Origin of the sequence: Mucilaginibacter sp. OAE612 (assembly GCF_041806395.1) — a bacterium.
Taxonomy (GTDB): domain Bacteria; phylum Bacteroidota; class Bacteroidia; order Sphingobacteriales; family Sphingobacteriaceae; genus Mucilaginibacter; species Mucilaginibacter rubeus.
This window is the reverse complement of sequence record NZ_JBGMUW010000001.1, coordinates 4,237,380-4,260,759: the sequence shown is the minus strand read 5'-3', so window position 1 is coordinate 4,260,759 and position 23,380 is coordinate 4,237,380. Positions and strand designations below refer to the sequence as shown.

The following is a 23,380-nucleotide window of genomic DNA, read 5'->3' as shown; positions in this document are numbered from 1 at the left end:
TCTATAATTCACCCCAGGAAACAAATGAAAACAAGATATTTAAACGGGAACGATAAAAATGACAATAAGTTACTGTCGCAACTAAAGTCCTATTGGTATTTATTCTTACTATGCCCGATACTATTTGTGGCATTGGCATATTTTTTTACCATTTATGCCACTCAACAGTACCTTGTAAGCAGTTCGATGTTATTGCAGCAGCAGCCTAATAATCCAGATGCCAGCTCCGCATATGCAAACGGCGGCGCAACATCTGCATTAAATCTGAGTGAGATTATAAAAAATGAAGGTGATGTGCTCCGGTCACGCAACCTGATTCAGGAAGTGGAGCAAAAGCTGCACCTCAACATTAAACTGTTCGCTAATAGTGGATTGTTCGCAACAGAGATCTATGAAGAATCGCCTTTTGACGTAAAAATAGCCAAAACTAAAGTCGACTCTTTGAAAAGGCGGGAGTACGTAATTACTCCGGTGGATGGTACCCATTTAAACATTGCCAACTCAAAAGAGAACGTAAACTTAAATGTAAGCTACGGAGCTGCTATCAAATTGCCCCAGTATGACCTGATAGTTAACAAGAAACCGAACGTGCCGGTTTTGTTAAGCGAATATTCTACACAAATTGTATCTGATGATGACGCCATAGCGGATATTACCCGCAACTACGACGCGGAGTTTATCGATAAAGGTACTACCACCGTTGCGCTAACGCTATATTATCCAAATTCAAAGAAAGGTGAAGTGATATTGCAATCCTTAATGAATCAATATCTTGAGGATAACCTTACACAGAAAAAAGCATCGATTGACAGTACTATTAACTTTATTAACTCTCGCCTGGGGGTTGTGGAAGATGAGTTAACTAACGTTGAGAAAAACTACCAAAACTACCGTAGCAGTAATAATATCGCGGATCTTGATGAACAGTCGAAAGTTTTGGTTGGCTCCGCAAGCGAAAACACCAATAAATACCAGCAACAACAAATTCAGTTATCTATAATTAAGGATATAAAAAGCAGGCTCGACGATCCTAACAATAAGCAGGTTATTCCAAGCTCGTTGAATATCCAAAACGCTTCGTTTGCAGCAAGCTTATCCCAGTACAACAATTTGTTGAATGAAAGAATAAAACAGCGTTTATCCTTCACAGAAACCAATCCGGTTATCGTTAATATAGATCAACAGATACAAACAGTACGGCATAATTTGTTGCAAAGCATTGACAGTTACAAAAATGAAATGGTTTTGAACAGCTCAGGAATTAATGCTCAAACTAATATACTGAGTAACTCCATCAAACAGGTTCCGGGCAAGCAACGTACTATTATGGATTTTAACAGGCAGCAGGAGCTTAAACAGCAACTATATGTATACCTGTTACAAAAAAGAGAAGAAACTTCGATGGCCAAGGCGGCCAATATATCTTATTCCAGGATAATTGATAACGCTAAAAGTTCAAAAGATCCTGTTAAACCTATCAAGCCGCTTATTTACGCCATGGGCTTTTTTATGGGGCTGATAGTGCCTTTCGGTATAGTTAATTCTAAAAAGCTGATACAGTCAAAAATTGTTTCTGAGGGAGATATAGAGCAACAAACCGATGTTGCGATTATAGGTAAAATTGGGCATCAATCGCTAAAACTCAATTCAAAATCAGATCAATTGGCCCGGACACAGGTTACAGAAAGCATGCGCACATTGCGAACTAAACTTAGGAATATATTGGATAGCGGCCAGTCCAGTGTGATAATGGTTACCTCGAGTGTAAACGGCGAAGGGAAGACTTTTCTGACCAAGAACCTGGGTGGCACTTTTGCAATGGCCGGGAAAAAAGTATTACTGATGGAATTAGACCTCCGGAAACCTAAGCTCTCATCCGTATTGAATGTTGATAACGCAGATCTCGGTTTTTCCAACTACGTTTTAGAAAACATCAATGCCGATGATCTTATCAAGCCCAGCGGATTTGATGATAACTGCTTTGTAATAACATCGGGACCGGTTGTTTCAAATGCCAGTGAACTTTTGTTGACAGATAAATTGGGTGAACTTATAACCGAAATGAGAAATAAGTTTGATTACGTTATTATCGATAGTTCGCCGGTAGGGCTGGTATCAGATGCCCTTGTGATCCAAAAGCATGTTGATATGACCATTTATGTTTGCCGTCATAATTACACAAATAAATCCCAGATTGAAATCATAAACGAAATTAAGGAGAAGGATAACGTGGATAACCTGTACCTGGTTATTAATGACGTTAATTTTTCGAAAGCAGGTTATTTCGGGTATGGATACGGTATTGGCTACGGCGATTGATCTACTGATATAGTCTCATTAATATAAAAAGCTTCAATACATCTTTTAAAAGCTCGTTTTTATGATGAAAGTATCATTTGTGGTTACCACGTGCGTGTTGCTGTTTTACACATGCCGTGCGCAAAGCCCTAAATCTCAGTTTGTATGGGGTATAAATGGGCATCCCTTAACACAAAAGGACTATAGTAATAATTTAGATGACCAAATAACAGCTTTAAAAGATTTGAATGTTTCCAGCTATCGTTTTGACGTAATCCTCACCAAGGATGGTTATGCAAAAAATCAGCCGGCGTTCATGAAATTGCTTCAAACGCTTAAGCAAAACAATATTTTGCCTTTTGCCGCCGTGATGCAAACAGGTGTTGGCGGGATGCTACCAGATTCCGTCTATCAAATCGCGTTTTCACAGGGGAAGAATTTTGGTGTAGCCTACGGTGATTATTTTACCGTGCTTGAAGTAAACAACGAAGTTGATAACAAGATCAGGGTAAGAAATGTACCGGACGGAGTTAGTCCTGATGCCGGGTATGATATCGAAAAAAGTAAGCGTTTCATGGCGCAGATATCAGGCTTTATAGATGGTGTCAAAACGGTTAAGCCCTCTATAAAGATCTCGCTGTCAGTTAGCTTTACCCATTTTTACTATCTGGAGCTATTGAAGGAAAACAAAGTGAACTATGATATAATTGGCTGCCATTGGTATTCCAACATGGGAGACATGCTTGCTCAAAAACTACCAATAGCAAATGTGCTTTCCTATATACAAGGGCATTTCAATAAACCGATCTGGATTACGGAGTTTAATAGGTTTAAAGGCACAGGGGCAGTGAGTTTTGCTATGCAAAGCCAATACATAACCGATAATATCCCTAAGCTGATAGCGCAGAAGAAAATAGGTGCATTTTTCGTTTACGAGCTTTTTGATGAACAGTCTTTATCCGCAAAATTCCCGTTAGAAGCAAACTATGGTATCATGTATAAGGATGCTTCGGGTAATTATGTTAAAAAAGATTCTTACTATGGATATAAAGGCTTGATATACAGGTGAATAAATAAAGTATTGAAAGTGGTTGACTACGGCTCTGATATCACCAGGCTGCTAACCAACCCAATAATTTAAGTATTGCGTTAAAATTACAAATCTCACAGCTATGAAAATCGCAATTGTACATGATGACTTGGTGCGTAAAGGTGGCGCAGAACAGGTGGCTTTAAGTTTTCACCATGCATACCCGTCGGCACCAATTTATACGCTTTCTTATGATGCCGCCAATACTTATCCGGAGTTCAAATCGTGCGATATCAGGACAAGCTGGTTTGGTAAGTTCATAAAAAAAGAAAAAAACATGAAGCGTTTTTTCTATCCTCTTGGGGTGATGGCCATGCAAAGACTGGATTTAACTGACTATGACGTTATACTTCAATCAACAACACATTGCGCTAAATATGTCAAAGCGGGTGCTAATACACTGGTAATTACCTATTGCCACAATCCCTTCAGATTGGTTTGGAGCCCAGATTCTTACGAAAAAGTTAGAGAATCAGGCAACCTAAAAAGGAGGTTATTAAACAAGGTGCTGGCCACTTTGAAAAGCATCGATATCGAGGCGGCCGATCGTACAGACTGGTTTATCACAAATGCAAGGGAGGTTGTATCAAGAATTGAGAAAGCTTACCACCCAAAAAATCCAATAGTGGTTATCAACCCTCCCGTGCGGATTGAGAATTTCTATGTTTCAAATTCCGTGAGCGATTATTTTTTGGTGGTTTCCCGTTTCGAGTCCTATAAAAAAGTAGACCTGGTAATTGAGACATTCAACCAGATGCCAAACAAAAAACTTTTGATTGTAGGCAAAGGCTCAAGAGAAAAGGAACTAAAGGAAATAGCCAATAGTAATATAACATTTTTGAGCGGGCTTGATGCCCGCAACCTTGCCAAGCTTTATGCTAATTGTAAAGCGTTCATTTTTCCACAATTGGAAGATTATGGTATAACCCCCTTAGAAGCAAATGCATCGGGCAGGCCCGTTATAGCTTATAACAAGGGGGGAGTATTGGATACAATGATCCCCTATACCGATAATCCGATGAAATCAACAGCAATTTTCTTTGAACACCAGACTGTCGAATCGTTAAAAGAAGCCATTTTATTATTTGAGCAATTGGAGTTTGATACCGCCTTTATAAGCGCGCACGCGCGCGGTTTTGATGAAAATCATTTTATTGAAAAAATAAGGGCCTTTGTTTCAGAAAAATATAGCGGCAGCACTGGTGAACCAAGCTTCAAAGAGACGATAAAAGTGGAGAAAGTTCGTATATGAGAGTTTTGCTAACAAACAGTTTTTATTACCCTGCTTTTGTGGGCGGTGCCGAAGTTTCTGTTAAAATTCTGGCAGAAGGTCTTGTAAATGCCGGTCACCAGGTATATGTATTAACAACCGGATTGGATGATCAGGTTTACCGGGTAAATGGAGTAATTGTAATCAGCCTGAAACAACGAAATATTTTCTCAATATATGGCGGTACTGACGGCGTCTCTAATCTGAAGAAAAGCATTTGGCATTTAATTGATTCTTGTAACCTGTTTTATCACACCCGGATCATCTCTATATTAAAAAGGATCTCGCCCGATATAGTAAATACAAATACCATACAGGGGTTTTCACCGGTCTTGTGGCTTACAATCAAAAAGCTCAAAATCCCGCTGGTACACACCATGCGCGATTATTATTTATTGTGTCACAAATGCAGCATGTTTAACAACGGTAATTGTGCCACTTTATGTGCACCATGCAAGGTTACCCATCAGGTAAAAAAAAACTTTTTATCATACCCAGACCATTACATTGCTATCAGTGATTTCATTTTGAGAAAGCACCGTCAGTTTTTCAATATAGCAGATGGCCACGCTACTACAATTTACAATGCGGTATTAAAGGCTGGAAACACTAAGCACAACACCGAAACCGGAAAGTTCAGGTTAGGCTATATAGGAAGGGTGGCAGCTGATAAAGGGGTGAGATACCTTGTTGATGAGTTGTTAAAGCTTCCTGATGACAAAAAAGATATGCTAAAAATTATTTTCGCCGGAAAAGGCGACCCCGAATTTGTAGCACAATTACAAATTGAACTTACAGGAATTGAACATGCGTTTCTGGGCGTTATAAGTCCAGCCGATTTTTATGGGCGTATTGATACCCTGATCGTCCCGGCGCTTTGGAACGAGCCTTTCGGCCGTACGGTAATTGAGTCCCTATCTTTTGGCGTGCCAGTATGCCAAAGCGACAGGGGAGGCCTGGAGGAGATTTTTAGTGCTGATTGCTCCTGGCTGTTTTCACCGGATGAGGGTAACCTTTTAGACTTACTTCAGTATGTTTTAGATAACCGTGATGAGGTAGAGCGAAAAAAGCAAAATTGCATCCGTCGGTCACGTGATTTTTCGGCAGATAACTATATCAAAAATTACCTGGAATTATATCATAAAATACTTGTACCCTCGGCCTTACTCCAATCTGCAAATTGATTTACTGCCGGCGATAAAACACCGTCCTATTTTTTTAACTTATATGGATAATGCAATTCTATCAAACGAAAACACACAAGAACTCAATATCAAAAAAACAGGATCTGACAAAAAAGTTGTAGTGTCCGGTATCTTTTGGAATTTTGTTCAGTTAGTCGTTAATCAATCCTTCAATTTTCTGCTAAAACTGGTATTAGCAAAATTGCTTTTTCCCGGCGAGTTTGGAATAGTAGGCATGGCAACCGTGTTTACGGGCTTTGTACAGGTATTGAATGATTTGGGCGTTGGTGCAGCGTTGGTACAGAAAAAAGAAGACACTTTACGCGCGGAGCATTATCATACCGCCTTTTGGACCGGGGTTGGCTGGTCGCTGTTTTTGTTTCTGGTGATGAGTTTTGCGGTAGCGCCCCTGGCTGCAATATTTTATAACAAACCTATTCTCGAATCAGTAATACCGGTACTTAGTATAGGTATTTTAATAAGCCCGGTTAATTTAGTTCATAAGGCCCAGCTTACAAAGCAAATGGCTTTTAAAAAGCTGGCTTATATTGATAATGTATCAAATATTGTAGTTGGTTTGATAGCCCTGGTAATGGCGTTTAAAGGGGCCGGGGTTTGGGCTTTGGTTTTTAACTCAGTTGGTAATGTGTTTTTTGCCATGCCTTTGTTTTTCAGGGCAACCAGGTGGAAACCGGCCTTCATTTGCGAAAAAAAAGCATTTAAGGAAATATTTGGATTTGGTGTTTACACAACCGGCTCCAATATCTTAAACTATTTATACAATAACATTGATTATTTGTTAATCGGCAAGCTTTTAGGCGCATCTGCCCTGGGTTTGTATACGTTGGCTTTTGTGCTTACAGATACTTTTCGCGGAAGGTTGATGGCTGTTATCAATAACGTGATGTATCCTATTTATGGAAAAAAGCAAAACGATCTGGTGGCAATTAAAAAGTATTATCTAAAAGTAGTTTTATTCAATTGTTTACTGGTTTTTCCGGTAATGATCTTTTTTATCGTAAATGGTGAGCCCTTTATTATCCATGTTTTTGGTGCCAAATGGCACGACACCGTAGCTCCTTTACAGATTTTATCGGGTTCTGTCATGCTGCATATTCTCGTTAGCGGGAACACTTCTTTGTTGAGAGGTTTAGGACGGCCAGGCATGGAGATGAAGCAGCAGCTTCTAAAAGCCGCGATATTTCTCCCTTCTCTGGCATTTGGGATATACTACGATGGACTTGTTGGAGCAGCCTGGGCAATTTTAATCAATAAACTTTTTGTAGTGCTTATAGCACAATATGGGTTTAGCTTTTTATTGACGGTTAAAATTTCTGTAAAAGACTTTTTTACAGAATTAAAGGTTCCGTTCATCGCGGCGGCGGTTTCATTCATCACCATTTATTTGTTAAAAATGGTTGGGGTAAACTTTATTATAAACGGTATTTGCCTTTGCATAGTGTACTTCGGCCTGGTTTATTTGCTGATGGGCGATGAGTTAAAGAGACTTTATCAAGGATTTAAAACGAAGAGGACGCAATCTTAAATTTATAATGATATCTGTTATAATACCATGTCATAATGCTGCAAGGTTTGTTGAACGGGCCATTAGGAGTGTATTGGTTCAAAGTTATAAACACATCGAAATTATCCTGGTAAATAATAATTCGACGGATAATACTTTGCAGATATTAGAGCGTTATGCTGCCTCTTATCCCGGTAAAGTATGGGTTTTAGACGAGAAGAAACCAGGTGCACCGGCAGCGCGCAATACCGGCCTTAAAAAAGCTCGTGGTGAATGGATTCAGTACTTGGACGCGGATGATGAACTGATGCCCAGTAAACTCAGCCATCAGTTCAATATTACCGCACTACACCCGGAGGCGGGTGTTATTGCAGGTGGGTGCATACTGAATTATTATAATACCGGTAATCCGGAGGAAATCATAAGGACTGTTGATCACCACATTTGGCGGGGGCTGATCAACTCTAACTTGGGTATCACCAGTTCCAACCTTTGGAACAGGGCAGCTTTAAATGACGCAGGCGGCTGGGATGAGAATATTACATCGTCGCAAGAATATGATTTACTGTTTAGATTGCTAAAAAATGGAGTTGTAATAATTACAGATCCTGGTGTTAATACGATAATACATTTTTCAGATAATTCCATCTCTAAAAGCAAGGACAAAGAAAAAATCAAAAGGATTTTAGATAACCGTATCAACTTCCGGATCCGGATCCGAACAGAACTTAAGTCGATTGGTATGTTAACTGCCGAATTAGAGGAATGCATTGACAACTACATCTACATGGAAATTATGCGCAATTACTTTGATGTGCCTGCTTACGCTAAAGTTTTGCTTAAGAAATTCCCTTATAGAATACCTTTTCACCGTGCCGCTTTACTTAAATCAAAAATGCAGGTTAAGCGGCTGCGAACACGAATTAGAAATTACATCATCCGCTAATATCTCAATCACATTTTGCCTGTATGAACAATAAAAAAGTTACGATAATAATTCCAACTTATAAAGACTGGAGTAGATTGTCGTTGTGCTTAAACGCCCTTGAGGCACAAACCTATGATCACGATTTATTTGAAATCATTGTTGTTAATAATTACCCAAACGACAAAATACCTGCTGATTATTTTATACCTCAGAATTGCAAGATCATTGTTGAAGGCAAGCCAGGCTCATACGCTGCCCGGAATGCCGGAATCGCAATGTCTACCGGCAATATCATCGGTTTTACTGACTCTGACTGTATCCCCGATATAAACTGGGTAAAAAATGCTGTTACCTTTATGGAAGCAAATCCCGATTGCGATAGAATAGCCGGCAGTATAAAGCTATACTACCATTCAAATAAACTTACAGAAGCCGAATTGTACGAGAAAATTTATGCCTTTAACCAGGACATCTATGTCCATAGGGATGGAACCGGTGTTACAGGAAACATGTATAGCTATCGCCATGTATTTGATGCTGTTGGCATTTTTAAGGATGATTTAATGTCGGGTGGCGATTATGAGTGGTCGATAAGGGCAAGGGATGCCGGGTATAAAATCAAATACGCCGAGGATGTTATAGTAAATCATCCGGCAAGGAAAAATATATCTGAACTGATAAATAAGGCCAAGCGAGTTGGTGGAGGACAATCCGGGTTTAATTCGACCTCTGGCAAAAACAAGTTCAAAACCATTGTTAGCTTCCTTTATGATCTGAGGCCTCCAATTAAAAGCATAAAACTGATAGTGAAGAAAGGCAAAGATCTTCATTTAACACAAAAGCTTACCGTGTTTTATATCCGTTATTACCTTTCAATTATCACTGCACGCGAAAAATTTATGGTAAGCCTCGGCAAAAGTGCCCAACGCCAATAAATATTATAACTCATTTAAATAATAACCTTAAAAAAACATCATTATGAAAATTGCTATTGTCGGAACCGGCTATGTTGGATTAGTAACCGGAACATGTTTATCAGAAACTGGAAATGATGTAACCTGCGTTGATATAAACAAACAAAAGGTTATGATGATGCAGCAAGGTCAGCTGCCAATTTATGAGCCCGGATTAGAGGCATTGTTCCAAAGAAACATCATTCATGAAAGATTACGTTTTACAGACAACCTGAACGAAGCGATAGAACACGCCGAGGTAATATTTCTCGCGTTGCCAACCCCTCCGGGCGGAGACGGATCAGCAGATTTAAGCTATGTGCTGGGCGCAGCTAAAGATATTGCTAATTTGATAACCGATTACAAAGTAATAGTCACAAAATCAACGGTGCCGGTTGGCACAGCCGATAAAGTAAGGGCCGTTTTCAAACAGCATACTGATATTGAAGTCGCTGTGGTATCTAATCCGGAATTTTTAAGGGAGAGGCGTTGCCGTTGAAGACTTTATGAAGCCTGACCGCGTTGTCGTTGGCACGACGGATGAAAGGGCCAGAAAATTGATGGCGGAATTATACGCGCCATATGTAAGGCAAGGTAACCCCATAATTTTCATGGATGAGAGATCATCTGAATTAACAAAATATGCAGCTAATTCATTTTTAGCCACAAAAATCACTTTCATGAATGAAATAGCCAATTTGTGCGAGCTTGTTGGTGCCAACGTGGATATGGTACGATTGGGGGTTGGCTCGGATGATCGTATTGGCAAGCGCTTTTTATTTCCGGGTATAGGATACGGCGGTAGCTGCTTTCCAAAAGACGTTCAGGCGCTTGCAAAGTCGGCAGAAGACAATGATTATCATTTCCGGATATTGAATGCCGTTATGGAAACGAATACCATACAGAAAAAAGTTATGGTTGAGAAGTTAAAAAAGTACTATAACGATGATTTGAAAGGCAGAAAGTTTGCTATTTGGGGGCTTGCTTTTAAACCCGAGACTGACGATATCAGAGAAGCTCCAGCCCTGGAAATTATTGGCGAATTGCTTCATGAAGGCGCTCAAATTGTAGCGTTCGACCCGGAAGCCGCCAATAACGTAAAATACCTGCTTGGTGATAAGATCGAATATGTTGATGACCATTATGATGCACTGGCAGGTGCAGACGCCTTGTTAATATTAACTGAGTGGAGTATTTTCAGGAACCCGGACTTTGCGCTAATCCAAAAAAGCTTGAAAGCGAAAGTGATTTTCGATGGCCGGAATCTCTACGACCTTGATAAAATGACCGAATTAGGATTCTATTATAACAGTATTGGGCGGAAAACTATTAACGATTCTGTGCCTTCTGTTGCGTAATGGCAGCGTGGTGATTATACCTTCATTCAACCACGATTTACCGTAACAATTTGAGATTGCACAGTTTTATACATATTAGTGCCAGAATCATAATTTGCCTGAAAGAGTAGCGTGTATATTGTATTATTGTTAAAGAATTCGCCATTAGTTTGTTAACTTTTTCTATTTGAGTTGTTAAGCTTATTATTTTTTTATTTTAAATATTTAGGCGAAGTTAATTTGAAAGCATTCTAAACATGGTATTTTAAAAAACACTCCTATGAAGACACGCTACCTTTTTTTAATTTATTTTGTGATGGCCGCCACCGATCTTGCTGTAATTAACCTGTCATTTTTGCTGGTCGTTGATTTGCTGGGTTATGATAAGACAGGTGTTGATATTGGATCGATGATGAGTGCAAACTACCTGTGGTTGCTCGCAGCCCTGTTGTCCGGCCTTTATACGAGTAAATCAATTCATCGTCTTGACAATATTTACCGGTTAACAGTAAAGAGCTTCATTGTATTTTCTGTGCTGTTTTCGTCATTCATCGTATTGTCAAAAGCGCATCAATTCTCCTTCACTTTAATTTTCCTGTTTTATTTACTGGTTCTGGTAGGCCTCGCGTTGAGCCGGGTTTTAGGAGCCGCTTTTGAACGGACACTTAAAAAGAATTTCAACATCACGCGATCTGTCGCTGTAATAGGTTTGAATTCGATGGGGCTTCGGTTGGCCGGCTTTTTTCAAGATACTGATAATCACTTTTCCTTTCAGGGATTTTTAAACCAGGAGGATAACTCAATACTTGATAAAGGCGGTGAGCTGTTGGAATCTGTTAAAGAGCAGATTGTTAGCGCAGCAAATTCTGGCATAAGAGATGTTTACGTGTCCCTATCCCCAGAGCGTATCACTGAATATAATAAACTACAAGAGGAGGCGGATAAATCCTGCCTTAGGTTAAAACTTGTACCGGATATATCAAATTCAACTGTGAATAGCTTGAAACTAAGTTACATGGGGGATTTTGCGGTATTAAGTAATCGTAACGAGCCATTGGAAGAGATTGAAAACCGTTTTAAAAAGAGGGTTTTTGATATTTTGTTCAGTTTGTTGGTCATTGTCTTTTTGTTAAGTTGGTTATACCCACTTATCGGGCTGCTGATCAAGCTTGAAAGCCGCGGTCCGGTGATGTTTAAACAGTTAAGAAGCGGCAGGGACAACAAGTCATTTTTGTGTTATAAGTTCAGGAGCATGAAAGTGAATAACCAGGCAGATTTACAAGCCACTAAAAATGATAGCCGGGTTACGAAAATAGGAACTTTCCTGCGGCGTACCAGCCTCGATGAGTTACCACAGTTTTTTAATGTATTGCTTGGCGATATGAGCGTTGTTGGCCCGCGTCCGCATCCGCTTAACATGACAAAGCAATATAGCCAGATCATTGATAAATATATGGTAAGGCATTTTCTAAAAGCTGGGATAACCGGCTGGGCCCAGGTAAATGGTTTCAGAGGTGAAACCCACGATCCTGCCCTGATGGAACAGCGAGTTAAACACGATATCTGGTACCTGGAAAATTGGTCGATGTGGCTCGAGTTGAAAATAGTTTATAAAACCGTTTACAACATTATAAAAGGCGAGGAAAACGCCTACTAACAAAATTTTTAACTTAAAAGCCAAGCTTTATGTTAACACAAAAACTATCAGAGATACAATTCAAACAAAAACCTAAAATATTGGTAGTTGGCGATTTGATGATTGACCGTTACATATATGGTAGTTCGAGCCGGTTATCGCCCGAGGCACCCGTTCCAATTGTTAATGTTCAAAATGAATCGATTACACTGGGCGGTGCTGCTAATGTGATCCAAAACCTGGTTAGTTTAGGCGCAAATGTTAGCGTAGCCGGAATGATTGGGAATGATAATGCCGGTGTTCAGTTAATTGACCGTTTAAAGATCGATTTTTTAGAAACAGACCTTATAGTAAAAGATAACACCAGGGTTACCACGTTAAAAACGAGGGTTTTGGTTGGAAACCATCAGTTGCTCAGGCTTGACAACGAAGTTGTCCATCCGATTTCCACAGCGCTTGAGAATGAATTGATAGACAAAATCAATGATGCGGTTCAGGAAACCGATCTGGTCGTGCTATCCGATTATAATAAGGGATTGTTTACAGAATCTTTCACAAACCGCGTTGTTGCATTGGCCACACAGCATGGCAAACGAGTTATTGTTGATCCCAAAGGCCTTGATTACAAAAAGTACAAAGGGGCCTTCCTTATAAAACCAAATAGAAAAGAACTTGCTGAAGCTTCAAAATCTGAAAATATTAATTCAATTGAAAAGCTGAAGAATGCAGCTAACGTTATATTCGATCAAACCGAAGTGCCTTACCTGGTAGTTACACTATCAGAACAGGGGATGGTTCTCCTCTCGCCCGACTCGCATGTTGAGCTGCCGGTAAAAGCTACAGAAGTTTTTGATGTTACCGGTGCCGGAGATACCGTAATTGCCTGTATAGCTTACTTCATTTCATTAGGCATGGATTTGGCGGATGCCTGCGAACTTGCCAATCATGCGGCTGCTATTGTAATTCGTCGTTTAGGCGCGGTTACTACTACGGTTGAGGAGATCCTGGCAAATCTTACCCAAAGAGGAGTGCAAGGCGTTCAGCTGGTACCTTAAATCTTTACATTATAACATCTACAACTTAAATTATCATGATTTCTGATGAATTAAAAGATCACGGTGACGTTATCACGAAGGTGATTGACAACCTTGTTCCTGATATTGAAGCCGCCTGTGCCATAATTTGTGAAGTTATTAAGGCCGGTAATAAAGTTTTACTTGCCGGAAATGGCGGAAGTGCTGCCGATGCGCAGCACATTGCCGCCGAACTTACCGGCCGGTTTGTTAAAGAGCGAAAACCATTACCCGGTATAGCACTTACTACCGATACTTCTGCACTCACAGCTATAGCCAATGATTACGGTTATGATCAGGTTTTTTCCAGGCAATTAGAAGGCTTGGCGTCTGCAGGTGATTTATTTATTGGCATATCAACGAGTGGTAACAGTGCTGGTATTATTAAGGCTTTTGACGTAGCCAGGGCTTTAAATTGTAAAACCTTAGGCTTATCTGGCCGTGATGGAGGAAAAATGAATGATTGTTGTGACCTGAATATCATTGTCCCTTCAGTCGTTACTGCCAGAATACAGGAAATGCACATTTTAATTGGGCATATTTTATGCAAAGCAGTCGATAATTTATTCGAATAATATCCTGTAAACAATGGAAAACAGCCTTTCTGCATTATTAAGCAAAAAAGTATATAATTTACCGGCATTACTGCAGCAGGTAACAAACTGGAAAGATGAAGGTCAACAAATTGTTTTTACAAACGGAGTTTTTGATGTTCTACATATTGGACATGTTAGTTACTTGCTCAAGGCTAAGGAATTAGGAGATAAACTTATTATCGGCCTTAATTCTGATACCTCTGTTAGCCGGCTGAAAGGGCCTAATCGCCCTATAAACAACCAGCACGACAGGGCGGCTCTGTTATCCGCATTATATTTTGTTGATGCCATAGTTGGATTTGAAGATGATACCCCACTTAACCTGATCACCAATATCAATCCTGATATACTTGTAAAAGGAGGGGATTACACTGTGGAAAACATAGTTGGAAGCCAGGAAGTGCAAGCCAGGGGGGGGCGGGTAGAAACAATCATTTTTGTTGAGGGCGTTTCATCAACGAAAATTATTGAAAAACTTCAGGCCCAGGCTTCTGAATGACAATCGAGGACACACAATTTCCTGCTTACCTGGGAATGTGACAATACCGTTTCTTTATTAAATATTTTAAAAGCGAAAACACAACAATGAAAACGCCGGTTAATTATCGATTCTATCCTGATTCGTCAGAAAGATCTATCAAGATCATTAAGTTGATCGACCGGATAACCTATTTTTTTAAAAGCGAAAACGATCATAGATTTAAGGGTGATGAAAAAGAAGAGATCACACTTGTACAGTTAGCTCATATTGGTGATATGATATTAATGCTACCCGCCATAAAGGCTTTAAAAATTATGACGGGGGCCAAAATAAGCCTGGTAGTTAGCAGCGGAAATTTTAAAATAGCTACCAAAGTGCCTTTTATAGATGCGGTGTATGTTGCCGACGCCCCTTATTTTTCAAGAGACAAAAAAATATCCTATCTGAAATTTTTGGATCAACTACGCAGAATAAAGACAGGGATACTGTTTGACGTGAGAGGGGATCTAAGAAATAATTTATTTTTAAAGCTTTTTGCAAAAAAAAAAATATTTGCCGGTTATAACGTTGGGGGCGGCGGTGCTTTACTGGATGCAGAATTACCTTATGTGCACCGAGGGCATGTATCAAAAAGGATTAATCCGCTTTTTAACTATCTGAATTTGCCCGATCCCGTGTTTTCAGAATACTGGGAACCGAACGATTTACCCTGTGTTCCCATTGAAGACGTAACATTACCCGAAAAATTTGTGTTGGTGCATTTAGGCACTGGAGCACAGGCGCGGAAATGGCCGGTCCAAAATTTTATTCAGGTAATTAAAGGGATAGCGTTATACTTTCCAGTATATGTGATGGGAACAGAGGCTGATTTATCGCCAGATGAAATGACGGAGATTTCCCTGCTTAATAATGTCACCAACTGTGTTGGCAAATTTTCAATGTTACAGTCAATTTCCGTCGTTAAAAGATGCACATTGTTTTTAGGTTTAGATTCGGGCTTTTCACATATAGCAGCGTTGCTTTATCGAAAAATAGTTTTAATATTTAGCGGGACTGTTAATGTCGATGAATGGAAACCAATATCCTTATACAAGGATCAGGTAACTATTATAAAAGAAACTGTTGATTGTGATTTTACTACCGGCTGCGGGAAATTAAAATGCAGCCATAATATATGTATGACTCGTATATCGCCACATAGGGTTGGTGAAGCAGTACTACGTAATGCACACGAAGCACCTGCTATAAATAAACGTGAAATAAATTAACCAGTCCGCTGATCTGTATTGAAAGAACCGGTATCCACGTCGCTGCTACTGTCTACCTTCTTAATAAGAAGGTCTAACTCTTGATGATAATTATCGAGGCTCATTTTTGCCTTGCCCATCTTATCAAACAATGATTCCAACTCAATTTTGAGTAGCTCATTTTTATTGAGGCCGTCAATTACTTTAAGCGTACCCATGGAGTAAGAAATGAATTCAGGTTCCTGGAAAAAATTAAGTTCTTTTTTAAGGTATTCAATTTTTTCTTTTTCGAGCTTAACCAAGTTCAAAACCGCTAAGTTTTTTTTGGTTCGGATAATGTTCAAAGCGCGTTTTCGTTGGTTGCTCATTTTATAATGTCTAAAAGGAGGTGCATTTTTTGATAAACATCGTGAGTTTCTTGCTGTATGTATTTATACGCAATCAATTGGTGTTTGTTGTGTTTATTTAAAAATAATCAGTAATAATAACTAAAAAAAAGCACTAATTTTCAATGAAAAAAAATGGACAAACTGCAGGCAAATGACCTTCGCAATACACTCTTGCAAAGCTGGTTTATAATCATGAAGAATGAATGAATTCATTGTTTACTTGTTGGCAACCTCCCGAACAATTTCTAATTTAAATTCGGCCCGATTTTTTCCTCATCGCGGCGGTTTTACCGGAATTCTTAAATAAATTAGCCCTTCGATCGGGCAAGCGCCGGGCCCCTGCGCAGGTACCGATAGAATCCGCAGGCCTCCGTATCGCTGATGCGTAATTTCCAGGCAACATTCACCAGGCTAATTGGACTAACCGTTCTCTATTTTCATGGATTTACCCTATGTCCGGGTGATCAAGAAAATATATTGAAACAAAAAGGCATGTTAAAATGAGTTTATCTTTCGTGATATCAGCAATTGGATACTATTCAAAGTAATTAGCATTCCAGGTGCTTTGATTTAGAGGTATCTTGTTTGTATATTAGTTTTAGTATTTAAGCTGGATTTGTATAGGGCTATGTTAAATTTGTTGCTTTTTAAAGTTGGATAAATGCAAAAAAACATATATCGCCTGAGGCTAATAAAGAAAACAATCAGTAATCCAATAACTCAATAAATTAATATAAAGAAATGAGCATATGTGTGTAATATATTGTGTACCAGTGAGAAGGTTATTGCCGCCCCCTTTTATTACTTTTGAAAGTGGATTTTTAAATTGTGATTTATACGATATAGAATAGGCCCTGAAGCGCTTATTCTATTTTTTAAGTAAAGAGATAGGAAAAACCCTGGTTTGAGCTTTTACTCAGATAAGTTGTTGTGATGAAAAATTCGACATTTACAATTTGTTATTGCTTTAATAAAGACTGTCCGAATTCGGTATACGGTTACCAATGTGTGCCCGTTAAATTGAGTGAGGAAGCGGTGCTTACTCAATCGTTCGGTTGTGCTACTTGTGGTTCCGAACTTTTATCTTCTGTCACGCTCGATTTGCAAATTAAGCTTTTTTCGATGCTAAATCACAGGCCAATAAAATCAATAGCGATAGTCGATGACGACCTGATCTATCATTATTCTGTTAAGAACCTGCTTCGAAATGCGCCTTTTATCAAAGCAGATTTTTATAAAAATGGAAAAATGCTTCTCCATGACCTGGAAATTAATTTAAAAAACAAAAGTGGTTTACCCGCTATTATATTTTTAGATATACACATGCCGGTTATGGATGGTTGGGAGTTTCTTGAACATTTTGAAAAAATTAATAACAATTTAGTTGTTCCTATACACGTTCATCTCGTTTCAAATTCAATTGAACCTTTAGATAATATTATAAATCAGCGTTACCCTTTTATTAAAAGCTATATACCCAAACCTTTAACAATGCAGTTGTTAACACAAGTGTTAACCTGAAGCATTAAAACCCGTGCCACATCTCTTACTATTATATGCGCTTGGTTTTTGCGCATAATTGCTCACAATTTGTGCATTAAACTGTCGCTTCAAAAAAGCTTTTTGTTAATATAATCCTACTATTTTTATCGATAGCAAAAGGAGCTAAAATGAATTCGATTTTCGATGCAATCCATTTATATTTAGCTACTTAGCTGGTTGTATTTAAAATAATAGCCTATGCTTTTTAATTCACTTAACTTCGCCTTTTTTTTACCAATCATTTTCTGTTTATACTGGTTAACAAATAAAAATGGATTAAAAATTCAAAATATACTTTTGTTAGCAGCCAGCTATTATTTTTATTCTTGCTGGGACTACAGGTTTCTTTTTTTACTGATCTTTTCAACCTTACTTGATTATTTCACCGGGTTGAAAATGGAGGACGCAAAGAGCTTAAAACTAAAGCGGTTTTGGTTTTGGCTAAGTGTAACCGTTAACCTTGGTTTTTTAGGTGTATTTAAATACTATAACTTTTTCGCTGAATCGTTGATTTCAAGTTTCAGCCATTTCGGAATAAAGCTTCATGCTTCTACAATTAATGTAATTCTACCGGTAGGTATTTCGTTTTACACATTTCATGGACTATCCTATGTTATCGATATATATAAAGGACGGATCAAACCGGAGCGTAATTTTGTAGATTATTCCTTATTCGTGAGTTTTTTCCCACTGCTGGTAGCAGGCCCAATTGAAAGGGCGACTCACTTATTACCGCAAATAAAGCAGAAAAGGGTTTTTGATTACAGTAAGGCAATAGACGGATGCCGGCAAATTTTGTGGGGACTTTTCAAGAAAGTGATTATCGCCGACAATTGCGCCGAATATGCCAATATGGTTTTTAATCATTCTTCAAATTATACAGGCAGTACGTTAGCATTAGGGGCCTTGATGTTTACGTTTCAAATATATGGCGATTTTTCAGGCTACTCAGATATCGCTATCGGAACGGCTAAGCTCTTTGGCATTGACCTGCTTCGGAATTTTGCGTTTCCTTACTTTTCGCGCGATATGGCAGAATTCTGGAGACGATGGCATATCTCGTTATCAAGCTGGTTTAAGGATTATTTGTATATCCCTTTAGGCGGAAGCAAAGGAAACCTTTGGATGCGGATAAGAAACACTTTTATCATATTTATAGTAAGTGGTTTCTGGCATGGCGCAAACTGGACATTTATAATCTGGGGTTTTTTAAACGCGTTGTTTATCATACCATCCATAGTGATGAAAACAAACCGGAGCAATCTCGAAATCGTAGCCCAGGGTCGTTTGCTACCATCATTTAAGGAATTAATGCAAATGGTTGCCACATTTTCGTTAACTGTAATTGCGTGGATATTTTTCCGATCAGCCAGTATTGGCCAGGCTTTTCAAATTATAAGAGACCTTTTTAACCGCACCTTGTTCACTGCTCCCCATAATCCTCCCCGCCCGGTAATGTTATTGATCCTGGTTGTTTTTATGGCGATTGAATGGATTGGAAGGGAGGGTAGATATGCTATAGAGAATGTTGGTTTGAGATGGCCACCCATTTTGCGTTGGAGCTTTTATTCAATTATCATAGTTTTTATAGGAATGTACATGCAAACGGGTGGTTCTGATTTTATTTATTTTCAGTTTTAGATCATGAAAAAATTTGTATTCAGATTTTTCTTTTTTTCTGTGTTTTGCAGTTTATTTTATGTTGTACTAATACTATTATATGGCACGATAGTGCCTGCATCATTTGCAGTGAATTTTAATTATTTCGGTGGGATGGGGTTTACCAGGCAACGATTTGATGAAGTTTCGAAAATAAAAAATGTTGATTTGGTGGTAGCCGGGTCGTCGCACGCTTATCGCGGGTACGATCCCAGGATATTCAAAAAATCGGGGATATCAATGTTTAATTTAGGGTCAAGCTCGCAATCGCCCTTACAAACGCGTTATGTTTTAGGTAAGTACGTAACAAAATTAAAACCTAAATTGGTTATTGTTGATGTTTATCCGGTTTTGTTCGGCGTTGATGGGCTTGAATCGCAAATAGACCTCATATCAAGCGGGCTAATAGATAAAGATATTGTTGCTTTATCCTTTAAAATTAACAACATCAAATTATACAATACCTTACTGTTTGGTGCTTTCAACAATGAATTTCACATAAAAAAGCAGAAGCTATCAGACAATCAAGGAGATACCTACATACCCGGAGGATATGTCCAATCTTTCAGGCATTTGCAATTCAAAAAAACAAGATTTAAACAAAACGTTAATATCTCTGCCACACAGTTGGAAGCTTTTAAAGCAGGCTTAAATGAGTTGCGGTCGCAACAAATAAAATTCGTAATTATCCAGGCACCCTTTTCAAGAAGCAATTATGCTTCATATCAAAATAATGATGAAATAGATAGGGTATTTTCCAGCCTTGGTGAATACTATAATTTCAATAAAATATTAAACCTTCCGGATAGCATGTACTATGATGATAGCCATCTAAACCAACGGGGGGTAAATATTTACAATGCTAAACTTATTGATACACTGTCAAAAAGAGGGCACTTTCGAAAGTTGTCAATGAATAATTAGCCGTCGTACGATGATATAATGCAGGGACTTCATAAATAGCATAATGCCGGTAAGCCAAAAGCACACCGGCATTGTCATTTTGTTATTTGTTATAGTAGTAAAAATCCTTATGCTCAATCTCCATTTTTGAAAGAGATTTGAAATACTCAAGCGTTATTTTTAATCCTTCGCTTCGTGAAACCTGCGGCTCCCATCCCAATATAGCTTTAGCTTTTGTAATATCGGGCCTGCGTTGTTTCGGATCATCGGTCGGCAATGGTAAACAAATTAGTTCCTGGTCGCTCCCCGTTAATTTAAGTATTTCTTCTCCAAACTGGCGTATCGTTATTTCATCGGGGTTACCGATATTCATGGGTTGAACATAGCTGCTATGCAGGAGGCGATATATTCCTTCAATCAAATCATCGACATAGCAAAAAGAACGGGTTTGCGAACCATCGCCAAATATAGTTAAAGGCTCTTCCCGTAAAGCCTGCCCAATAAAGGCTGGCAGCACGCGGCCGTCATTTAATCTCATCCTTGGCCCATATGTGTTAAATATCCTCACAATTCTTGTTTCCACACCATGAAATGTATGGTAAGCCATTGTAATGGCCTCCTGAAAACGTTTCGCTTCATCATAAACGCCTCTTGGTCCCACAGGATTTACATTGCCCCAATATTCTTCGGGCTGGGGGTTAACGGAAGGATCTCCATATACCTCAGAGGTTGAAGCTATAAGAATCCTGGCATTTTTAGCCCGGGCCAATCCCAATAAATTGTGAGTGCCCAGCGAGCCCACTTTTAAAGTCTGTATGGGGATTTTTAAGTAATCAATAGGACTTGCTGGTGATGCAAAATGTAAAATATAATCTAATTCTCCCGGAACGAAAATGAATTTAGATACGTCATGGTGATAAAATTCAAAGTTTTCCAGTTTGAACAGGTGTTCTATGTTGCGGAGTTCCCCGGTAATTAAATTGTCCATCCCTATAACATGATAATCCTCCAGGATAAATCTATCACAGAGATGAGAGCCTAAAAAACCTGCGGCTCCGGTGATCAAAATTCTTTTTTGTTTTCCCATTTTGCTGAATTTCCAGCTATTTTAACAAAAAAAAATGCCGTTACAGCTGCTGAAATGAGATTGCGATTTTATTGAGAATAATTGAGCAAATGTGTACAACAGCGCGTGGTGATTTAAAATCAGTCTCTTGTATATTGTGTGTGGGGGTATCGTAGCATTTATAAAATACTATAATAGAGGTATTTATTCGGCCTGAAACGCGCAGTTATGAGGCGGAAAGTTTCTCAGTTATGTGTATTTAGCATAAAATTATACACAATAACTTTAATAATAAAGTTGATGGAAGAGCTATTTGTCGGCGAAAAAAGAAAATTTATTTTACGTTCACTAATCGCTTTTTGTCGGCAATTAGTACTGCGGTATCATATTCTTCTAGCAGGCGTAAATATTTTTCCTTCCAATCCGTTAATTGTTGTGGAGTGGTTGAAACCAAGATGTTATCAGCATAACGTTGATTGATAAACTTAAAATCATCTTTAGTAAACATATCAGGAAATTCAATTGAAAAATCATGCCGTATAACATTTCCAATTTTAAAGATATGTGCGGCACTCAGGTCCTTTTGATTAAACCAGTTATACAACGATCTTCTGTTGATGTCTAAACTTCGGGCCAGATCGCTTATATTAAAGCCTTTTTTCCTGATAACGTATTCAATTATTTGTCCGTAATGTTTTTCCATATGTCAATAAAGTTTAGTTGTTTAATATCCAAGTTAGAAGTAGGTTAACAAGTGGATATATGCTCCAAGATAAGCTATTTTTTTCTTAATGTGAAAAAGATTATGAACAATTTGCGAGTTCCGTAGTCAAATAGTTGCCGGCAGAGGTAAATTTAAATCCAAATCGAGAATATTTTATAAAAATTTAGCGGTGAAAGAATAAAAAAAACTCTTAACACCGGGTTAACATTAATTTGGTAGGTTTTGCTATAAAAAATGGCGTTATTATCACAATTTTTAACCAATTATTTCACTAAAAATGAGCATTTTGGGGTTTTTAGAAGTAGCAGCATTAAATATTTCAGATAAATTGATAGGTTAGTATCGTTGAAGATTAGGGTGTTGTACAGGCTTTGAATATATGTTGAAAAATGTCTTATATATTGATGATAATCAGTTGGACCTTTATATTCTGACACTTCTGCAAAGAAAATATCATTTATTTAAATCCTGTATTACAACAGTAGATGCGGTTGGCGCACTTCGGGAATTAAAGGAATGTGCGACTGATAAAGATCATTTGCCTGAAATTATATTTTTGGACTTGTACATGCCTAAGTTTAATGGCTATCAATTTTTGGATAAGTTTGAGCAGATCTATCCCTTGTTTACAAAAAATATTGAAGTTCATATATTATCTTCGTCAATGAGTCCTAAGGATATGCAACGATGTATGCTGTACCCGCATGTTTGCACATATCATGTAAAACCGATAACCATCGAACAGCTTTTAAGTGTTATCGGAAGTAAACCATAACTGTTTCTATAAAATAATGTTGAGCAGATCCCGAAAGTGAGTAGTTGTATTCTGTTTATTAATTCTTAATATCTCATAAATACACATTTTAGTATCAATTGTATTTAAGTGAGATTAACTTTAGTTAAAACCCGTTAGTTTAGTTTTTTCGCAAACAGAAAGTTTTATATGCAGAGCTACATCCAAGCACAAACACCAGGGGTAACTAAGCTCCATAACCTAAGCGATAGATTGTTGTGGGTTGATTATGCTAAAGGAGTGGGGATTGTGTTGGTTGTTTACGGCCATGTGTTGCGCGAGATCAGGCCGGTAAAAGGATTATTTAGCCAATATGCAAGCTTCTTTGAGTTGTCTGATAAATTTATCTATAGCTTCCATATGCCTTTGTTTTTTATGTTGTCCGGATACTTTTTTATGTCGTCGTTATACAAAAAGGATTTTCTGTTCGACAAAATTAGGGGATTGGTTTATCCGTTTATTATCTGGTCTATACTGCAAACATCGGCCGAGATCCTAATTTCTACCATGAGCCCCTATACCAATAAGCAAACACCCTTAAACCGAATTAATTACCTGTCTGATAATACCAAGAGATCAGTTCTGGTTTTTATATGCGTTGTTTTTCATTACAATGATTAATTATTTTTTATTCCGGATAAACGCTGCGGCCGGGATCTATTTTTCAACAGCATTATGGGTTGCAT

At 38.4% G+C, this 23,380-nt stretch carries 20 protein-coding genes and 1 pseudogene; 18 read left to right on the top strand and 3 right to left on the bottom strand.

The window, feature by feature from the left end:
* Positions 1-24: 24 nt before the first annotated feature.
* The 13 genes and pseudogenes from ABID99_RS17810 to ABID99_RS17750 all read left to right on the top strand — a co-directional run bounded on the left by ABID99_RS17810 (position 25) and on the right by ABID99_RS17750 (position 15,639).
* Positions 25-2,319, top strand: a complete 2,295-nt coding sequence (locus tag ABID99_RS17810) for a GumC family protein (protein ID WP_373614608.1) — start codon at positions 25-27, stop codon at positions 2,317-2,319.
* 61 nt (positions 2,320-2,380) lie between these two features.
* Positions 2,381-3,367, top strand: a complete 987-nt coding sequence (locus ABID99_RS17805) for a glycosyl hydrolase (RefSeq protein WP_373614607.1) — start codon at positions 2,381-2,383, stop codon at positions 3,365-3,367.
* A 103-nt stretch (positions 3,368-3,470) separates the two neighbouring features.
* Entirely contained in the window at positions 3,471-4,640 is a 1,170-nt protein-coding gene (locus ABID99_RS17800; protein ID WP_373614606.1) for a glycosyltransferase, read from the top strand.
* Complete coding sequence (locus ABID99_RS17795; protein ID WP_373614605.1) at positions 4,637-5,842, top strand: glycosyltransferase family 4 protein; 1,206 nt, start codon at positions 4,637-4,639, stop codon at positions 5,840-5,842. The genes ABID99_RS17800 and ABID99_RS17795 overlap by 4 nt, the downstream gene beginning before the upstream one ends.
* A gap of 43 nt (positions 5,843-5,885) precedes the next feature.
* Positions 5,886-7,388 carry a lipopolysaccharide biosynthesis protein gene (locus ABID99_RS17790; protein ID WP_176628118.1) on the top strand — a complete coding sequence of 501 codons (1,503 nt, stop codon included), beginning with the start codon at positions 5,886-5,888 and terminating at the stop codon, positions 7,386-7,388.
* A gap of 7 nt (positions 7,389-7,395) precedes the next feature.
* Positions 7,396-8,313, top strand: coding sequence for a glycosyltransferase family 2 protein (locus ABID99_RS17785; protein ID WP_373614604.1), 918 nt, complete (start codon positions 7,396-7,398; stop codon positions 8,311-8,313).
* 23 nt (positions 8,314-8,336) lie between these two features.
* Positions 8,337-9,230 (top strand): glycosyltransferase family 2 protein, encoded by an 894-nt coding sequence (locus tag ABID99_RS17780; RefSeq protein ID WP_176628120.1) that lies wholly within the window; start codon positions 8,337-8,339, stop codon positions 9,228-9,230.
* Between the two features lie 43 nt (positions 9,231-9,273).
* Positions 9,274-10,606 (top strand): annotated as a pseudogene (locus tag ABID99_RS17775) (UDP-glucose/GDP-mannose dehydrogenase family protein).
* A gap of 259 nt (positions 10,607-10,865) precedes the next feature.
* Positions 10,866-12,242 (top strand): undecaprenyl-phosphate glucose phosphotransferase, encoded by a 1,377-nt coding sequence (locus ABID99_RS17770; RefSeq protein ID WP_176628122.1) that lies wholly within the window; start codon positions 10,866-10,868, stop codon positions 12,240-12,242.
* A gap of 29 nt (positions 12,243-12,271) precedes the next feature.
* On the top strand, positions 12,272-13,276 hold the full coding sequence (rfaE1, locus tag ABID99_RS17765) for a D-glycero-beta-D-manno-heptose-7-phosphate kinase (RefSeq protein ID WP_176628123.1): 1,005 nt from the start codon (positions 12,272-12,274) through the stop codon (positions 13,274-13,276).
* Positions 13,277-13,311: 35 nt separating this feature from the next.
* On the top strand, positions 13,312-13,869 hold the full coding sequence (locus ABID99_RS17760) for a D-sedoheptulose 7-phosphate isomerase (protein ID WP_176628124.1): 558 nt from the start codon (positions 13,312-13,314) through the stop codon (positions 13,867-13,869).
* 13 nt (positions 13,870-13,882) lie between these two features.
* Positions 13,883-14,389, top strand: a complete 507-nt coding sequence (gene rfaE2 / locus ABID99_RS17755; protein WP_176628125.1) for a D-glycero-beta-D-manno-heptose 1-phosphate adenylyltransferase — start codon at positions 13,883-13,885, stop codon at positions 14,387-14,389.
* Between the two features lie 86 nt (positions 14,390-14,475).
* On the top strand, positions 14,476-15,639 hold the full coding sequence (locus tag ABID99_RS17750; RefSeq protein WP_373614603.1) for a glycosyltransferase family 9 protein: 1,164 nt from the start codon (positions 14,476-14,478) through the stop codon (positions 15,637-15,639).
* Here the strand turns inward: ABID99_RS17750 and ABID99_RS17745 are convergent.
* Positions 15,636-15,986, bottom strand: coding sequence for a hypothetical protein (locus ABID99_RS17745; protein ID WP_176628127.1), 351 nt, complete (start codon positions 15,984-15,986; stop codon positions 15,636-15,638). The genes ABID99_RS17750 and ABID99_RS17745 overlap by 4 nt on opposite strands.
* A 954-nt stretch (positions 15,987-16,940) precedes the next feature.
* On the opposite strand from ABID99_RS17745, the gene ABID99_RS17740 reads away from it, so the two are divergent.
* The 3 genes from ABID99_RS17740 to ABID99_RS17730 all read left to right on the top strand — a co-directional run bounded on the left by ABID99_RS17740 (position 16,941) and on the right by ABID99_RS17730 (position 20,132).
* Positions 16,941-17,528: a response regulator gene (locus tag ABID99_RS17740; protein ID WP_373614602.1), complete on the top strand. Its 588-nt coding sequence runs from the start codon at positions 16,941-16,943 to the stop codon at positions 17,526-17,528.
* Between the two features lie 417 nt (positions 17,529-17,945).
* Positions 17,946-19,190, top strand: a complete 1,245-nt coding sequence (locus ABID99_RS17735) for an MBOAT family protein (protein WP_255485415.1) — start codon at positions 17,946-17,948, stop codon at positions 19,188-19,190.
* Between the two features lie 3 nt (positions 19,191-19,193).
* Positions 19,194-20,132, top strand: coding sequence for a hypothetical protein (locus tag ABID99_RS17730; RefSeq protein WP_176628130.1), 939 nt, complete (start codon positions 19,194-19,196; stop codon positions 20,130-20,132).
* An 82-nt stretch (positions 20,133-20,214) separates the two neighbouring features.
* Here the strand turns inward: ABID99_RS17730 and ABID99_RS17725 are convergent, their stop codons facing one another.
* Positions 20,215-21,198 (bottom strand): UDP-glucuronic acid decarboxylase family protein, encoded by a 984-nt coding sequence (locus ABID99_RS17725; RefSeq protein WP_176628131.1) that lies wholly within the window; start codon positions 21,196-21,198, stop codon positions 20,215-20,217.
* 313 nt (positions 21,199-21,511) lie between these two features.
* Positions 21,512-21,880, bottom strand: a complete 369-nt coding sequence (locus ABID99_RS17720; RefSeq protein WP_373614601.1) for a helix-turn-helix domain-containing protein — start codon at positions 21,878-21,880, stop codon at positions 21,512-21,514.
* Between the two features lie 400 nt (positions 21,881-22,280).
* On the opposite strand from ABID99_RS17720, the gene ABID99_RS17715 reads away from it, so the two are divergent.
* A complete protein-coding gene (locus ABID99_RS17715) occupies positions 22,281-22,676 on the top strand; it encodes a response regulator (protein ID WP_373614600.1) in 396 nt (131 codons plus the stop codon).
* Positions 22,677-22,844: 168 nt separating this feature from the next.
* On the top strand, positions 22,845-23,315 hold the full coding sequence (locus tag ABID99_RS17710; RefSeq protein ID WP_373614599.1) for an acyltransferase family protein: 471 nt from the start codon (positions 22,845-22,847) through the stop codon (positions 23,313-23,315).
* The last annotated feature ends 65 nt before the right edge of the window (positions 23,316-23,380 follow it).

Excerpts from the sequence above, each read along its gene's own strand:
- ABID99_RS17810 (WP_373614608.1), top strand. The coding sequence starts at position 25 with ATGAAAACAAGATATTTAAACGGGAACGATAAAAATGACAATAAGTTA.
- ABID99_RS17805 (WP_373614607.1), top strand. The coding sequence starts at position 2,381 with ATGATGAAAGTATCATTTGTGGTTACCACGTGCGTGTTGCTGTTTTAC.
- ABID99_RS17800 (WP_373614606.1), top strand. The coding sequence starts at position 3,471 with ATGAAAATCGCAATTGTACATGATGACTTGGTGCGTAAAGGTGGCGCA.
- ABID99_RS17795 (WP_373614605.1), top strand. The coding sequence starts at position 4,637 with ATGAGAGTTTTGCTAACAAACAGTTTTTATTACCCTGCTTTTGTGGGC.
- ABID99_RS17790 (WP_176628118.1), top strand. The coding sequence starts at position 5,886 with ATGGATAATGCAATTCTATCAAACGAAAACACACAAGAACTCAATATC.
- ABID99_RS17785 (WP_373614604.1), top strand. The coding sequence starts at position 7,396 with ATGATATCTGTTATAATACCATGTCATAATGCTGCAAGGTTTGTTGAA.
- ABID99_RS17780 (WP_176628120.1), top strand. The coding sequence starts at position 8,337 with ATGAACAATAAAAAAGTTACGATAATAATTCCAACTTATAAAGACTGG.
- ABID99_RS17770 (WP_176628122.1), top strand. The coding sequence starts at position 10,866 with ATGAAGACACGCTACCTTTTTTTAATTTATTTTGTGATGGCCGCCACC.
- rfaE1 (WP_176628123.1), top strand. The coding sequence starts at position 12,272 with ATGTTAACACAAAAACTATCAGAGATACAATTCAAACAAAAACCTAAA.
- ABID99_RS17760 (WP_176628124.1), top strand. The coding sequence starts at position 13,312 with ATGATTTCTGATGAATTAAAAGATCACGGTGACGTTATCACGAAGGTG.
- rfaE2 (WP_176628125.1), top strand. The coding sequence starts at position 13,883 with ATGGAAAACAGCCTTTCTGCATTATTAAGCAAAAAAGTATATAATTTA.
- ABID99_RS17750 (WP_373614603.1), top strand. The coding sequence starts at position 14,476 with ATGAAAACGCCGGTTAATTATCGATTCTATCCTGATTCGTCAGAAAGA.
- ABID99_RS17745 (WP_176628127.1), bottom strand. The coding sequence starts at position 15,986 with ATGAGCAACCAACGAAAACGCGCTTTGAACATTATCCGAACCAAAAAA.
- ABID99_RS17740 (WP_373614602.1), top strand. The coding sequence starts at position 16,941 with ATGAAAAATTCGACATTTACAATTTGTTATTGCTTTAATAAAGACTGT.
- ABID99_RS17735 (WP_255485415.1), top strand. The coding sequence starts at position 17,946 with ATGGAGGACGCAAAGAGCTTAAAACTAAAGCGGTTTTGGTTTTGGCTA.
- ABID99_RS17730 (WP_176628130.1), top strand. The coding sequence starts at position 19,194 with ATGAAAAAATTTGTATTCAGATTTTTCTTTTTTTCTGTGTTTTGCAGT.
- ABID99_RS17725 (WP_176628131.1), bottom strand. The coding sequence starts at position 21,198 with ATGGGAAAACAAAAAAGAATTTTGATCACCGGAGCCGCAGGTTTTTTA.
- ABID99_RS17720 (WP_373614601.1), bottom strand. The coding sequence starts at position 21,880 with ATGGAAAAACATTACGGACAAATAATTGAATACGTTATCAGGAAAAAA.
- ABID99_RS17715 (WP_373614600.1), top strand. The coding sequence starts at position 22,281 with ATGTTGAAAAATGTCTTATATATTGATGATAATCAGTTGGACCTTTAT.
- ABID99_RS17710 (WP_373614599.1), top strand. The coding sequence starts at position 22,845 with ATGCAGAGCTACATCCAAGCACAAACACCAGGGGTAACTAAGCTCCAT.